Genomic DNA, 14530 nt, shown 5'->3' with positions numbered 1-14530 from the left:
CATGAAGCTCTACACGCGCACGGGTGATGACGGCTCCACGGGGCTCTTCGGCGGGGACCGGGTGAGCAAGTCCCACCTGCGCCTGGCGGCCTACGGCACCCTGGACGAGTTGAACAGCGTGGTGGGGGTGTTGCGGCTGCACGCCAGCCCCGCCTGCGCGGACGCGGAGACGCTCCAGAGGATCCAGCACGACCTCTTCGTGCTGGGGGCCATCCTCGCCACGCCCGCGGGACGGCAGGAGCTCCTGGGCCAGCGCATGAGCCGACCCACCTGGGGACTGGAGGCCATGGAGGCGGACATCGACCGCCTGACGGCCCTGGCGCCGCCCATGAAGAACTTCGTCCTGCCGGGCGGCACCGCAGGGGCGGCCTACGGCCACCTGGCCCGCACGGTCTGCCGCCGGGCGGAGCGGGAGGCGGTGGCCCTCGTCCACGAGGAGCCCCTGGATCCCGCCGTGGTGCGGTACCTCAACCGGCTCAGCGACTGGTTCTTCGCCCTCGCCCGCGCCGAGAACGCAGTGGCGGGAACGGCCGACATCGAGTGGGTGCCGAAGGGCTAGGGGCGTTCCCCGGCCCGGCTTGGCATCGGGCATAGAAGAAGGGGCCCCTTGCGGGGCCCCTTCCAGTCGAGCATGGCAGCCAGTCTAGAACTGGAGCTTGATGCCGAAACGGTAGCGGCGGCCGAGCTGCCAGTCGGTGGCCTGGCCGTAGCGGACGTCCGGGGTGGCGGACTGGTCCATGGCCTGCTGGAACACCCCCGTGGCGTAGCGGGTGTTGAACACGTTGAACATGTCGATGCTGGGGATCAGGCGGAACTTGCCACCGAACTTGTAGACGAAGTCCGCATGGGCGTCGACGTTGTTGGTGGCGGGGGTGCGCCCGTACTGGCCGAGCTGACCGTTCTGCGGGGTGGCGTTGCCGTAGCCGCCGAGGTCGGGGATCGGCGGGTTGCTGCTGGAACCATCGTCGAAGTAGCTGATGGGGGTCCCGCTCTGGTACACCCAGTTCACGCCCACGTTCAGGTCGCTGCCGGCGATGTCGAAGCGGTGGCTGGCGTAGAACTTGAAGATGTGGGTGCGGTCGTTGGGCAGGAGGCCGTAGCCGACATAGGGGTAGTAGTCGAAGCTGGCGGTGATGTTGCCGTCCGCCTGGCCGTTGGAGCTGGACACCACGCCCTCGTAGTTCCCTTCCAGGCGGCTCCAGGTGTAGCTGAAGCTCACGACGTCGCGGTCGGTCTTCTTGTCCAGGGTGATGTCCACGCTGGAGTACTTGTTGCCGGCCTTGGGGAAGCGGGTATCGGGCACCGTGAACAGGCCCGTGGACGGGTTGTAGTACTGCAGGATGTTGATGCCGTAGCTGTTGTAGCTGTAGCCGGGGCCGGCGCCATTGGGGTTGGCATTGCCCATGGCCAGCCAGTAGAGCGTCATGCTCTTGGGGTTGGGGCGCCACTGCTGGAAGCCGCCGGGGTTGCCGATGACGGCCGCGCCCGCGCCGAACTGGGGAACGCCCGCGCCGTCGAAAACGATGGCCGGACCCTCGTCGTAGGGATTGCCGGCGGTGTCGGTGAACACCATGTCTTCCATGGGGTTCTTCAGCTCGCGGTACTTGCCGTGGATGCCCGCGGTCCAGCCGCTCGTGAAGGTGTGGTCGTAGCCGAGGGTGTACTCGTTGCGCTGGGGCAGCTTCACGCCTTCGGCGATGGGATCGAAGCTGAACGGCGTGGCGAAGTCGGTGATGCTGCTCGGGCCCGTGCCGGCGGTGTTGTAGGCGTAGGCGCCGGTGGTCGTGTTGTAGGTGGAGTTGCTGGCCGAGTAGCGGTAGCGGAGGTAGGTCTCGTTCGCATACACGCGGATGGCCATGCGCTGGGGGATGCTCTCGAAGTAGCGGGCGTAGCTGCCGGACACCTTGCTGCGGCCGTCGCCGTTCACGTCCCAGGTGAAGCCCAGGCGGGGCTGGAGCTGGTCGTTGAAGTTGCTGAACTTCAGGAAGGTCTGGTTATTCAGGTCGCGCTGGTCCTGGATCTCGTACCGCGCGCCGTACATCAGCTTCAGGCCCGAGCCCACATCCCAGGTGTCCTGGGCGTAGAAGCCGGTGAAGATGGCCTTCACCGTGGCGTTGGTGTGGAGGAACTGCCGGTCCACGCCGAGGAAGGCGCCGGCGGCCGAACGCCGCAGGGTGACGCGCTCGCCGCCGGAGGTGGAGGCGACCTCGGTGTACTTCGAGGTGAGCTGGGACACGCCGAACTTCATGTTGTGGGTGCCCACGAACCAGCTGAGGTCCGCCCGGAACTGGGTGGTGACCGTCTTGTCCAGCGTCGGGGTGTAGCCGGCGCCGCCACTGCGGAAGGCCAGGCCGCTGCCGGCGCCGTAGGTCGCCGGGCCGAGGGCCGGGTTGTAGTAGGGGCTGGCGGGGTTCGTGTTGCCGGGGCCGGTGACGTAGAAGTTGTTGTCGGTCACCGCGATGTCGGTGGTGTCGGTGGGGGCGTACTCATCCTTGTACTGGGTGGTGCCGGCCTTCACGCTGAAGAAGAGGCTGGGGCTGATGGTCCAGTCGTAGTTCAGCACGAAGTTCTGGGTGGTGTTCTTGTCGTTGTACCCGAGGTTCGCGTTGCCCGTGGTGGGGTAGAGGAGCGGGTAGTCGTCCTTGAGGCTGTTCACGTTGGCGGAGAAGGTGATCTGCTGGTCCTGGGTGAGGTACCAGTTCAACTTGCCCAGCCACTGGTAGGTGGTGACCTTCTCCTTGCTGTTGATCAGGCCGTTGTTGTTCGGGAGGGCGTTGGGGGACTCGGTGATGTTCCCGTCCACGCCGACGAAGTAGAACAGCTTGTCCTTGATGATGGGGCCGCCGACCTGGGCGCCGATGTCATAGCGGCTGTTGGCGGTCTGGTCGGTGGGGCGGAAGTAGGGGCTGGACTTGGGGAGGGCCTGGATGCCGATGGCGTCCCAGGTCAGCCAGGAGGAGCCCTTGAACTCGTTGGTGCCGGACTTGGTGATGGCGTTGATCACGCCGCCGAGGGCGCTGTACTCGGGCTTGAAGCCGCCGGTCTGGACTTCCACCTGGTCGATGAAGTCGGTCACCAGGGAGGCGCCCTGGAAGCCGCGGCTGGTGTTGGTGGTGGAGAGGCCGTCCACGACGTAGCTGTTCTCGGCCGCGGAACCGCCGCCGATGGTCGGATCGTTGTGGCCGGCGAACCCGCCGGAGGCGACGCCGGGGGCCAGCATGGTCACGGAGCTGATGTCACGGCCCACCGGGATGGCAGACAGGGTGTCCATGGAGGTGACCATGCCCGTCTGGGTGGTGGTGTTGTCGATGGTGGTCTGGGTGCCGAGCACCTCGACGACCGTGGCGGCCTCGGCGGCCATCTTGACGTTGACGGGCTGGGTCTGGTTCACCAGGACCGTGATGGTCTGGCTGAACTTCTGGAAGCCGGACTTGGTGACTTCGATCGTCCAGGAGCCGGGGTTCAGGAGGCCCATGCGGAAGGTGCCGTCCGCGCCCGTGAGGTAGGTGCGGGAGGTCTGGGCCGAGGTCACGCGGACCGCGGCACCGGCGACCGGAGCTCCGGCCTTGTCGGTGATCGTGCCGCTCACGGCGCCGGTGGTGGCGGTCTGAGCGAAGGCGTAGGTCCCGGCGCCCGCCACGATGGCGGCAGCCAGACCAAGCCTCGAGAAGACTCGGTTCATAGAGGAACTCCTATGGAGATGCGGCGGTGCCGCGGGTTGTGCGAGGGGGAGAACGGCCCATCCACCGAAAGGTGGAGGGGGACATGGAGCATTGGATCTGCGACTCGAAATCGACAAGCGTCGGGGAACAGGAGCCTCGGATCAAATGGCTTCACAAAGAACGGATCAAGTGGCGTCAAGGATAAGTCAGGTTCCCGCCGTCACACAAAGTATTTTCTGTTTACCGGGAAGTTACATCGTTTCTTGAGGGCGGACTCATTCCGGGGATCATCGAGAAAATAGGCGGAACACATGGATGGGTACATGAAAAAAGAGGCCCTTTCGGGCCTCTTTTTTTGGGCTTGGAGATTCCTAGAAACGGAATCCGGCGGAGGCCACGATGTTGCGGGCCTGGCCGTAGTAGCCGCTGCTGTTGAGGGCGGTGCCAAAGAGGCTGCCCTGCACCCAGGGGGCGTTGACCGCGTTGGGGTAGGCGTAGGAGGTCGGCACCGAGGCATAGCTGGTGTTAAAGGTGACGATCTGCTGGTGGTTGAGCACGTTGGTGATGACCACCTTGCCGAAAGCCGTCACGTCCTTGCTGCCCACCTTGAAGAGGGGGAAGTCGTGGGTGATGGCGAGGTCGAGGAAGGCCGCGGCGTTGTAGACACCGGCGCCGCGCTCCTGGTCCATGTACTGGGTGAAGCTGCTGCCAGCCTGGCTGCTGAGCGTCGCACCGCCCAGCCGGGTGCGGGAGATGGTGCGGGTGTTGCTGTAGTGGGAGCCGGCGTCGAAGCGGTAGATGAAGCCCACCGTCGTCTTGCCGAACTCATTGTTGAAGACCTTGCTGGCGTTCAGGCGCATGCGAAGGGGATCGTGGCCGGTCAGGTAGCCGTAGGGGTGAATCCAGTTCTTGTCAAAGAGCTGGACCCCATTCTGGATGTACCAGCTGTTGATGGACTCGCCGCGGCCGGGGGTATTGGTGCCCTCTCCCTCGTAGTTGCCCTGCAGCTTGCTCCAGGTGACGTTGCCGCCATAGGTCCAGCCGTTGCGGTTCAGCTGGCCCTCAATCTCGAGGCCCTGGTACTTGCGCTTGGCATCGGAATTGTTGTCCCAGACGTTCATATAGATGGTGGCACCCGTGGGATCGGTCACAGTCCCCTGGTTGCCGGTGGTGACGTCAATGAGGTTCTTCCAGTTCTTGTAGACGCCGGTCACCTTCACGTAGCCGTCGCCGATGCCCGCCCAGTTGAACGAGTAGGCGTAGCTGCCCTGGATCTCATCCACCGTGGGGGCCTTCATCTTGTCGTTCAGGCGCACATTGAGGGTGGGGTTGTTGTAGTAGGCGATGGGGTTGGTTCCGCCGATGGCGTAGTTCGCCAGGTTCTGGATATCCGCGAAGCTGATGCGGTTGGCGGGCAGCCAATCACCACCGGCCGCCAGGAAGGAGTTGGCGTACCAATCCACCTCGGTCGGGTTGCCCTGGCCGGTGACGGAGTTGGTGATGCCTTCAAGCACCTTGGCGTTGTAGCGGGCGTAGCTGGCCTTGAAGATGTGCTTGCTGTCGCCGAACAGGTCGTAGGTGGCACCCAGGCGGGGGGAGATGCCATCGGCGCCGGCCGTGCGGGCGCCGGATTCATTCTCGGCCTTGTACTTGTCCCAGCGCAGGCCAAGCTGGAAGTTCCAGTGCTGGTTCACGCTCCACTTGTCGTTCGCGTAGAGGCCGTAGGAGTAGTTCTTGGCCTCGCCGGCGGTGCTGGTGAAGACCCAGACGGCGGTGGGAATGGCGGTGCGGGTGGTGAGATCCACGCCGGCAGCCTCGAAGATGAGGTTCGTCGGGCTCTGCTCGTTGCGGGCGCGGCGAATCCCCTCGTAGTAGTCGATGCCGAAGTCAGTCTGGTGGCTGCCGGCGGCATCCCAGAAGAGGCTGGCCTTCAGGTTGTAGGTGCGGTTGTCGCGGTTGTCGCCGCCGTCCGCATTGTTGAAAATACCGTTGTTGTAGAAGAGGGCCGTGTCATCCGACTGGATGGGGCTCTGGCCGTTCGGAGACCCGCCGGCGGACAGGTTCTGGTGCTTCTTGCCGAAGCGGATCTCGGTGGTGAAGTTGGTGGTCCAGGCGGACCGCAGCGTGGCGTTCCAGAAGTCGGAGACGCTGATCTGGGGGACCAGGGCGAGGAGTTCACCGGCGCTGTAGTTGCGGTTCGTGTCGTTGATGGCATTGCGCATGTAGGCCACGACCAGGGTGTGGTCCTGGTTGATGGACCAGGTCAGCTTGGCCTGCCGACGGATATCCTTCCGGCCCTGGACGTAACCTGCGCCGAAGCCGGTGCCGTCCGTGGGGTTCGCGGCGCCCACACCGAGGGGATCAGAGCTGAGATTGCCGCCAATGGTGTTGGGGGTGTTCAGCTCGGTCCGGAAGTAGGAGGCTGCAAACCAGAGCTTGTCCTTGAGGATCGGACCGCTCAGGAAGAGGGTCTTCTGCTCGCCGAGGATGTTGTTCAGGGTGGCCTTGGACTGGAACGGCTGCATGGCGTTCCAGGAGGGGTTGTTCAGCTCCCAGCGCAGGGAGCCACTGAACTCGTTGCCGCCCGACTTCGTGATGGAGTTGATGACGCCGCCTTCCACGTCGCCGTATTCGGCGGACATGGCGCCCGTCACGACCTGAGTCTCTTCGATGGAGTCATCGATCACGGAGACGCCGCGGTTGTTGTAGGCATTGTCGGCGATGTTCTGGCCGTCCAGCAGGTACAGGTTGCCGGAGGTCATGGCGCCGCGGATCTGCACGCGGCCGCCCACGCCGGTGGTGACGCCGGGGGTGAGGAGGGCCACGGTCTCCATGCTGCGGTTGTTGGTGGGCAGCTCGTCCACCTGGTCATTGCGGTAGTTGGTGGCGGTCTTGACGTCCGTCTTGTCCACGGCGGGGGCGGCAGCGACCACTTCCACGACTGCGGCGCCCGTCTTCACCATGGTGAAACGGGGCGAGAAGGTCTGGTCGATGCCGAGCTGCTCCTGAACCTTCTGGGTCTCCATCCCGTCCTTGGTGAGGGTGATGGTGTAGAAGCCGGGAGGCAGGAGGCGGGCGATGAACTTGCCGGTGGCATCCGTGCTGTAGGTGCGCACGCCCTGCAGGGCGGGGGAGGTCAGGCGGACGGTCACGCCGGCAACGGGGGCGCCGGAGCCGTCGACGACCGTGCCCGTCACGTTGGCGGTCTGAGTGCCCTGGGCCATGGCGACGACGCCGCCGACAGCCAGGAGGGCCGCGATCCGGCCCATTCGGTTGTTCAAGAGATGCATTGCATCCTCCAGGAAACCGGAGTCGGGATTCCAGACTCCGCAGTGGGGAAACGACCTCGCCCCTGTGGGGGGGGTCCCAATGGGGACGGGTACAGCGGCGGGGGTAGGGAAAGAACTGAATGGCTTTGGAGGCCTATTGTAGCCATGAGGGTGATGAAAACAGAAATAAATCCCGGGAACACGGGAACCAAACCTTAGCGGATCGCACCCAACGCCGGTTTGTTCGGCCAGGGCATCGCTATCTTCCTGGAAATCAATGTATCCAAGACCCGGTGAGGACAGGACACTTATTGAGTTTCAAGTTCATCAGCAAGAAACCGTGGATGGCCCTCGAACGGTATCGGTGCAGCCCCAGGGTGGCCGCCCACCGCCTCCGGGAGGGGCGGCAGCCGGTGGGCAGGGCGCGGCCAGCCCTGGGGCGGGCCCGACTCGAGGCATCCGGCCTTCCATGAGAACGGGCCCCGAAGGGCCCGTTCCGAGTGCCTGGAAGCGTCTGATCAGAACTGGTACTTCACCCCGAGCCGGATCCGGCGCGCCGTCTGGTAGGTGAGGACGTTCATGAAGTTGGCGTTGGGGGCGTCCACCGCGGCCTCGTAGTCCTGATCGTAGGTGACGGGCTTGTGGACATTCCACAGGTTGAAGACGTCCACGCGTGCGGAGATCTGGTGCTTGTTGGCCATCGTCCAGACGTACTGGGCGCTCAGGTCGAAGTTGAGGGTGTTGGGCGTGCGGCCCTGGGAACCCCGGCCGCCGGCGGCGAGCTCGCCGTTGTTGTCGTAGTCGATGAGCCCGTAAAGCTTGTTCAGGGGCGTCCCCGTCTGGAACTTGACCAGGGTGGTGAGGGAGAAGCCGCTGTCCCACTGGTAGGTGAGCCCGCCATTGGCCACGACGGTGCGGTCATTGGGCAGGGGGCCGGAGGCGAAGGCCTCCTCGCCGGTCAACCCCCGGGGGTGGTAGTCGGGGTTGGCCGGGTCTTCATACTTCTTCATGTATTCCAGGGAGAAGTCATAGAGGGAGGTGATGTTCGGATCGCTCTGCCCGTTGTCGTTCCGGAACAGGCCCTCATAGTTCCCCTCAAGCCTGGAAAGACGAAGGTTCATGAAGCCGGTCCAGTGCGGGGCGGTCTTCATCACCTCGAATTCATAGGCCCAGTAGTCGCGCTTCGGCTTCGGCCAGGTGGCGGTGGGGGTCACGCTGTTCCCCAGGGTGGGGTCGATGGCCCTGGCCAGGTCGCCGATGAGGTAGGAGTTCTCGCCGGGATTGGCGATGTAGTAGGGGAGGTTGTTCCCGCCATCGATGCCCATGTCCTCGAGGACCCGGCCCACGGATCGGTAGATGACCCGGTTGCTCACGGAGACGCCCTCATAGGGGCGCATGTCCCAGCCGAGCACGTATTCCGTGGTGTAGGGGAGTTTGGTCCCGGGGAGGACCGGGGTCAGGAAGCCGGCGCTGCCGATGAAGTGGGTGGAATTGGTGGATCCGGCCACGCCATAGCCGCTCGCCAGGTCGGGCCGGACGTCGCGGATGGAGACGCCGTTCTCGATCGGGTTGCTGAGCACGTTGTAGGCGCTGTTGATGTTGTAGAAGTCGGAGCGGCTGACGCCGATCTCGGTGCTGAGGGAGCGGACGGCGAGGTCGAGGGGGACCTTCTCGAAGTACTTGCCATAGAAGGCGTAGACCTTGCTTCTCCCGTCACCCTCGGGATCCCAGGTGATGGAGATGCGGGGCGCCATGGCATCGGCGGCCTTGAACTTGTAGGTCTGCTGGAGGCCCTTCATGTCTTCCTGCTCCCAGCGGAATCCCGCCTTCAGGAACAGCCGGTTGTTCCAGGAGTACTTGGCCTGGACGAAGTAGCCTTCCCAGGGGGCGGAGGTGGGGATGAGCGGGGGCGAGGTGCGGGCGCGGACGATCCGGAAGTACGGGGCGATGTTGCTCAAGGGCGTGTGCCCCGCGGCATCCACGAGGGTGGGATCGAGCATGTAGTAGCGCTGGCGCACCTGGGCGCCGCTGGAATAGGGCTGACCGGTCGCTTCGACGTGGGGGTCCACGAAGCCGGCGGGTCCCTGGTAGGAATTGCCCCCCTTGTGCTCGATGTCCTCCTTGAAGTACCCGGCCTTCAGTTCAAGGGGGCCGAAGATCTTCGTGAGCTTCAGGTCGTACTGGCGGTTGCGGTCATCGGTGCCATCGACATAGCCGGGGCCCGGGGCGTACCCGAAGCCGGTGTAGACATCCAGGACCTGGAAATGCGACTGCGTGGTGGGTCCCAGCTTGCGCCGGAACTTGTTGTTGGCCTGCGAGACTCGGGCCTCCACCAGGAAGTCACTGAAGAAGACGCCGTTGTATTTCAGGGTCCAGTTGCGGCCGCCGAACTCCACCTCCTCCCAGGAATCGGGAGCATCGTAGAGGGAGTTGGCGAGGTTGGGCCCGAAGGGCAGCTTGCCCGGATCCCCGAAGATGCTGAACTCCAGGGACTGGCTGGAGGTGATCGTCCAGTTCAATTTCCCGTAGTAGGTGTCGGTCTCGGTCTTCTGCTCGACCTGGCGCCCGTAGAAGGGCTGGTCCGGGTCCACCTGGGTCCGCTTGATCGAGCTCCGGATGGGGTTGTACCCGATGAAATAGAAGAGCCGGTCCTTGATGACGGGACCGGAGACCGTGAACCCGATCTCGTACCGGTTCCTGCTGTCAAAGGACAGGGGGATGCGCAGGCTCGGGTCGATCCGGGGCGGGACCTTGTCCTTGGCCTGGAGGCTGTCGATGTCGAAGTAGGCGAAGACCTGGGCATGCAGGGTGTTGTCGCCCGTCTTGGTGACGGCGTTGACCATGCCGCCGGTGGCGCCGCCGAACTCCGCGTCCATGCCGAAGCTCTTGATCTGCACCTCGCTGATGAAGTCGGTGTTGATGCCGGTGCCCAGGGAGCCGTAGACGATCGAGTAGGAGCCGTTGGCGCCGTAGCCGGCCCCGGTGGTGTTGACACCGTCGATGACGTACTGGTTCTCCAGACCGGAGGACCCGCCCACCGAGGGGTTGTTGGCGTCAATGCCGCTGCTGGACACGCCGGCGGCGAGGTTCACGATGGAGGAGAAGGATCGCCCCAGGGGAAGCGAGGAGATCGTCTCCGACGTGAACGTCGACCCCGAGGTCTGGGTCGTCGTATCCAGGGCCTGGGAGGTGGCGAGCACTTCGACCACGGCGCCCGCGGCCCGGGTCATCGTGATCCTGACCGGGGTCAGGTTGTTGATGGAGGCGATGGCCGTCAGCTTGGCCGCGGTTTCGAATCCGGGCGCCGTCACGGTGATCTGGTACTGGCCCGGGATGAGCGCGGAGGCCCTGAAGGCTCCGTTGGCATCGGTCACGCGAACGACCTGTCCCCGGCCGCCATCGAGTATGACCCTGGCTCCGGGGATCAAGGCGCCATTGGGACCCGTCACCGTTCCGGAGATGGCGCCCGTCGTGGCGTCCTGGGCGTACAGCATCACGCCCCCGAGGGCGAGGAGGGTTGCGAGGCGACCTATGGAAGAGAAGCGGCAGTACATGCGGAACCTCCATGAAATTCGGGGTCATGCAAGGCAGGCCCCGGGGGTGGATGTGCGTCTTTCGCCCGATGTCCGATCCGGGCGGTGCCGGCTCGGGTGGAGCCGTGGCCACCACCGGGCGGGGCAGGGCTCCGGTGTCCGGGGCCAGGCGCTGGCCCAGGCATGGCCCCTGCTTCCGCAGGCCGGAGGGCCTGTGGGCGCGAGGGGATGGGAACGAGGGGGTCCATGCTTCCCCGGTCATGAAACCCGCCTGGTGGAGGGTCTAACGGGCGAACGGCATGAAAGATGACCTGCGAATAGCTTGGTGCTTTGGGGCACCTTTATAGCACTCGGAGCACCGGGGTGAAAAATAAATCATCCGGTGATCAGAATCTTTTTTAATTGTTTGAGTTGGCTAGAAATTAAATGAGTTCAGGACTCAAAGACATCGAGGCATCTTCGCCTTGTCTTTGGTTGATTTGGGGGCATGGCAGGGCCGGGGATAGGGGGTGATCCCTCTGTCCCGGAACCTGTTCAGAACGTTCCTGGGCGGCGTCAGTTCCCCAGCTGCTCCAGGAGCCAGGGCCCGGAGGCCACGGGGCCGTCGCTGATCCGCAGGGTGGCCAGGAAGGCCGCCGGGTCCACCGCGGCGCCGGTCTTGGCATGGACGTCGAAGAGGGGCTCGCCGGCTTCGATCCGCGCCCCCACCCGGGTGCGCACGCGCAGACCGACCCCCAGGTCGAGCACATCCCCCTGGTTCTTGCGGCCGGCGCCGAGCTCCATCGCCAGGATGCCCAGGGCACGTCCGTCCATGGCGGCGACATGGCCGGTCCGGTCGGCCCGGACCTGCACCACCTGGCCGGCCTGGGGCAGGCGGGAGAAGTCGTCCAGGGCCCGGGCGTCCCCGCCGTTCAGGGCCACGAAGCGGCGCAGGGTCTCCAGGGCCGTGCCCTTGGCGATGCTGGCCGCCACCAGGGCCTCGGCGGCCGCCAGGTCCTTCGCGGCGCCGCCCAGGACGAGCATCTCCGCGGCCAGTCGGAAGCTCATCTGGGCCAGTTCGGAATCGCCGTGCTCGCCGCGCAGGATCTCCACGGACTCCATGACCTCGAGGGCGTTGCCGATGGCCCAGCCCAGGGGCGCGTCCATGCGGGTCACCAGGGCGCGGATGCGCATGCCGTGGGCCCGGCCGACGTCCACCATGCTCTGGGCCAGGGTGTGGGCCTCCTCCTGGGTCTTCATGAAGGCGGAGCTCCCGCACTTCACGTCGAGCACGAGGGCGTCAGCGCCACCGGCCAGCTTCTTGGACATGATGCTGGCGGTGATGAGGGGAATGCTCTCCACGGTGGCGGTGATGTCCCGCAGGGCGTAGAGCTTGCGGTCCGCCGGCGCGATGTCGGCGGTCTGGGCGGAATTGGCGAAGCCCGTCTCCGCGAGGCTCCGCAGGAATTCGGCTTCGCTCAGCTCGACCCGCAGGCCGGGGATGGCGGCGAACTTGTCCACGGTGCCGCCGGTGTGACCCAGGCCCCGGCCGCTGAACATGGGGCAGGGCACGCCGCAGGCCGCCACGATGGGGCCGAGGATGAGGGTGGTCTTGTCGCCCACGCCGCCGGTGCTGTGCTTGTCCACCTTCACGCCGGGCACGGCGGAGAGGTCGAGGCGCTTGCCGGAGTCCCGCATGGCCAGGGTGAGGGCCAGGGTCTCGGCCGTGGTCATCCCGCGCCAGCAGGTGGCCATGAGCAGCGAGGCGCTCTGCTCGTCCGGGATGGACCCGTCCGCGGCGCCCTTCACCCAGAACGCGATCTGCTCGGGGGTGAGCTCGCCGCCCATCTTCTTGGTGTAGATGAGATCGTACATCCGCATGGCGGCTCCCGGGCGGTCTGGCTCAGATGCTCTGCAGGAGGGTGTCCAGGGCACCGGTGTCGGTGCGGCCCTTGAAGCGGGCCTTGTATTCGGACAGATCCTTCCAGGCCTGGGTCCGGTCGGCGGCGACACGGTCGGCGTCCAGCACCGCGGCCCAGTAGGCCTCCGCCCAGGGCAGGCCGGGCTTGGCCTTGGCGCGCAGGGGCTCCAGCTGCTGGCGGGCGGCCGGGGCCTGGCCCAGGGCGATGGCCCGCTCGGCCAGCCGGATGCGGCTCCAGGGATCGGTGGGGGCCGGGGCCTCCGGCGCCCTGCCGTCGAGGTCCAGGCGCCAGGTCTGCAGCAGGCCCTCGGCCGCGGCGCGGCGGGAGGAGGGCGCGGACTTCACCAGGGCTTCCAGCTGGGGCAGCCGCTCGCGCATCCGCTGCTCGGCGACCGCCGCCGGGACGGGGGTGAGGCCATCGCCATCCACGGCCTCCTGCAGCAGGGCCAGGGCGGCCTCGTGCTTCTCGACGGCCTGGGACTGGTACGCCTGCCAGCCGCCGACGGCCAATCCGAGGGCCACCACCACGCCTGCGCCGATGAGGATGGGCTTCAGGAGGCCGACCTCCTCCACGTGGGGCTGGGCCAGCTTCGTCTGGAAATGGGCCAGGCTCTGGGCCGGCTTCTGGACCTGGATCTCGCGGTGCTTGGAGGGACGGGCCATGACATCCTCGCTGAACCATTGAGGATGCACCAGTACGGCAGGCTTCGGCACTTGAAAATGTGCCCCTCCCTGGTATGCTGGCCCTTCCCGCCTGGGTAGCTCAGTTGGTAGAGCAATGGACTGAAAATCCATGTGTCGGCGGTTCGATTCCGTCTCCAGGCACCAGAATCAACGACCCCCGCCAGGGGGTCTTTGATTCTGGAGAGACGGGATCGAAGTCACAGCCGTTCCCGGGGCGCGTTTCGGAGGCCGGAGCACGCACCGCGTGCGGAGGCCGGAGGCGCCCCTGGACTGCGTGCGGCCCGGGGGAGGCGCGGGAGCGCCGGAGGAGGGGATTCCGTCTCCAGGCACCAGAATCAACGACCCCCGCTAGGGGGTCTTTGATTCTGGAGAGACGGGATCGAAGCCACAGCCGTCTCCAGGCGCCTGCAGCGAGGCCCCCGGACGGGGGCCTCGCTGCAGGCGGGATGGGGTGCTCCCGGGGATCGGGTGCTACTGCCCGGCGGGGGCGGCCACGGGCTTGTAGTCGTCGGCCAGGGTGACGGGGATGCGCTCGCGGATCTCCTTCTGGAGTTCCTGGGCGGCCTCCTGCTGGCGCTGCTGGCGCCAGAGGTTGGGGAGCTGGCCCTTCACCTGGTCGAAGGGCGGGACCGAGCCGGCCTGGCCCTGGGCCTTCAGGGCGGCGATGCGCTCGTCGTAGAGGGCCTTGAGCTGGGCCTCGGTGGGCTCGGCGCCGGCCAGGCGCTTCTGGATCAGCGTCTGGAAGTAGACCTGCGCCTGAGCCCGCTCCAGCTGCCGCTGCACGCCGGGGTCCTTGGCCAGGCCCTGGAGGTTGGCGTAGGCCACGATGGCCTTCTGCATGGCCAGCTGGTCGGCCAGCTGGGCCCGGGCCTCGCGGGCGGCGGGGTCGCTCAGGAAGGACGCCGCCTGGGCCGGGTCGGGGGAGAGGGCCTTCACGAGGCCCTGGAAATCCGCCTCGGTGATCTTCTCGCCTCCGGCGCTGGCGATGACGCGGCTGGCGTCCTTGCTGGCGGGCTTCCCGCAGCCCAGGGCGAGGGCCAGGCCCGCGGCGAGGCTGGCGATGAGAATGGGCTTGCGCATGAACTCCCCCACGGAAGACAGAAGGGTCCAGAATGACAGGTCCGGGAGGATTCCATGAACCGAATCGAAGACCTGGCCGCCCTGGATCTGGAGGTCTACAGCGCCGCCTGGTGTCCGGACTGCCGCCGCCTCGAGGCCTGGCTGGCGGAGCATCGGGTGGCCTACCGCAAGGTGGACATCGAGCGCGTCCCGGGGGCCGCCGAGACCCTGGAGCGGGAGACGGGCAAGCGGGCCATCCCCTTCGTGAAGGTGAACGGGGGGCGCTGGGTCCGCGGCTACCACAAGGAGCTGCCCCAGCGCCTGGACGGGGACCTGCTGGTGCGGGAGCTGCTGGAGGCGGCGAAGTAGGTTCTGGCCGGTTGGATGGTTCCGGGGGGCCGTTCGTGGCACCCTAGGAGGTTC

At 66.1% G+C, this 14530-nt stretch carries 8 protein-coding genes and 1 tRNA gene; 3 read left to right on the top strand and 6 right to left on the bottom strand.

Annotated elements, in window-relative coordinates; translation table 11 throughout:
- Position 1 precedes the first annotated feature (1 nt).
- Positions 2-559 carry a cob(I)yrinic acid a,c-diamide adenosyltransferase gene (locus QSJ33_RS06285; protein ID WP_285723712.1) on the top strand — a complete coding sequence of 186 codons (558 nt, stop codon included), beginning with the start codon at positions 2-4 and terminating at the stop codon, positions 557-559.
- Between the two features lie 84 nt (positions 560-643).
- Here the strand turns inward: QSJ33_RS06285 and QSJ33_RS06280 are convergent, their stop codons facing one another.
- The 5 genes from QSJ33_RS06280 to QSJ33_RS06260 form a co-directional block, all read right to left on the bottom strand.
- Positions 644-3682 carry a TonB-dependent receptor gene (locus QSJ33_RS06280; protein WP_285723711.1) on the bottom strand — a complete coding sequence of 1013 codons (3039 nt, stop codon included), beginning with the start codon at positions 3680-3682 and terminating at the stop codon, positions 644-646.
- Positions 3683-4033: 351 nt separating this feature from the next.
- Positions 4034-6943, bottom strand: coding sequence for a TonB-dependent receptor (locus QSJ33_RS06275; RefSeq protein ID WP_285723710.1), 2910 nt, complete (start codon positions 6941-6943; stop codon positions 4034-4036).
- A gap of 506 nt (positions 6944-7449) precedes the next feature.
- Complete coding sequence (locus QSJ33_RS06270) at positions 7450-10425, bottom strand: TonB-dependent receptor (protein ID WP_285723709.1); 2976 nt, start codon at positions 10423-10425, stop codon at positions 7450-7452.
- 594 nt (positions 10426-11019) lie between these two features.
- Positions 11020-12324 carry a thymidine phosphorylase gene (locus QSJ33_RS06265; protein ID WP_285723708.1) on the bottom strand — a complete coding sequence of 435 codons (1305 nt, stop codon included), beginning with the start codon at positions 12322-12324 and terminating at the stop codon, positions 11020-11022.
- 22 nt (positions 12325-12346) lie between these two features.
- Entirely contained in the window at positions 12347-13027 is a 681-nt protein-coding gene (locus QSJ33_RS06260; RefSeq protein ID WP_285723707.1) for a hypothetical protein, read from the bottom strand.
- An 89-nt stretch (positions 13028-13116) separates the two neighbouring features.
- Between QSJ33_RS06260 and QSJ33_RS06255 the strand changes: the two genes are divergently transcribed.
- Positions 13117-13192: transfer RNA gene (locus tag QSJ33_RS06255), tRNA-Phe, on the top strand.
- A gap of 327 nt (positions 13193-13519) precedes the next feature.
- Here the strand turns inward: QSJ33_RS06255 and QSJ33_RS06250 are convergent.
- Positions 13520-14128, bottom strand: coding sequence for a SurA N-terminal domain-containing protein (locus QSJ33_RS06250; protein WP_285723706.1), 609 nt, complete (start codon positions 14126-14128; stop codon positions 13520-13522).
- 54 nt (positions 14129-14182) lie between these two features.
- On the opposite strand from QSJ33_RS06250, the gene QSJ33_RS06245 reads away from it, so the two are divergent.
- A complete protein-coding gene (locus tag QSJ33_RS06245; protein ID WP_285723705.1) occupies positions 14183-14476 on the top strand; it encodes a glutaredoxin family protein in 294 nt (97 codons plus the stop codon).
- Positions 14477-14530 lie beyond the last annotated feature (54 nt).

This window comes from Geothrix rubra (genome assembly GCF_030268065.1).
GTDB lineage: Bacteria > Acidobacteriota > Holophagae > Holophagales > Holophagaceae > Geothrix > Geothrix rubra.
Note: the sequence above shows the minus strand (reverse complement) of the source record. Positions and strands in the feature narration are given on the sequence as shown.

What these genes read in the sequence shown, in the direction of transcription:
- QSJ33_RS06250 (WP_285723706.1), bottom strand. Translation starts at nt 14,128, where the DNA reads ATGCGCAAGCCCATTCTCATCGCCAGCCTCGCCGCGGGCCTGGCCCTC.
- QSJ33_RS06280 (WP_285723711.1), bottom strand. Translation starts at nt 3,682, where the DNA reads ATGAACCGAGTCTTCTCGAGGCTTGGTCTGGCTGCCGCCATCGTGGCG.
- QSJ33_RS06265 (WP_285723708.1), bottom strand. Translation starts at nt 12,324, where the DNA reads ATGCGGATGTACGATCTCATCTACACCAAGAAGATGGGCGGCGAGCTC.
- QSJ33_RS06270 (WP_285723709.1), bottom strand. Translation starts at nt 10,425, where the DNA reads ATGCTGTACGCCCAGGACGCCACGACGGGCGCCATCTCCGGAACGGTG.
- QSJ33_RS06285 (WP_285723712.1), top strand. Translation starts at nt 2, where the DNA reads ATGAAGCTCTACACGCGCACGGGTGATGACGGCTCCACGGGGCTCTTC.
- QSJ33_RS06260 (WP_285723707.1), bottom strand. Translation starts at nt 13,027, where the DNA reads ATGGCCCGTCCCTCCAAGCACCGCGAGATCCAGGTCCAGAAGCCGGCC.
- QSJ33_RS06245 (WP_285723705.1), top strand. Translation starts at nt 14,183, where the DNA reads ATGAACCGAATCGAAGACCTGGCCGCCCTGGATCTGGAGGTCTACAGC.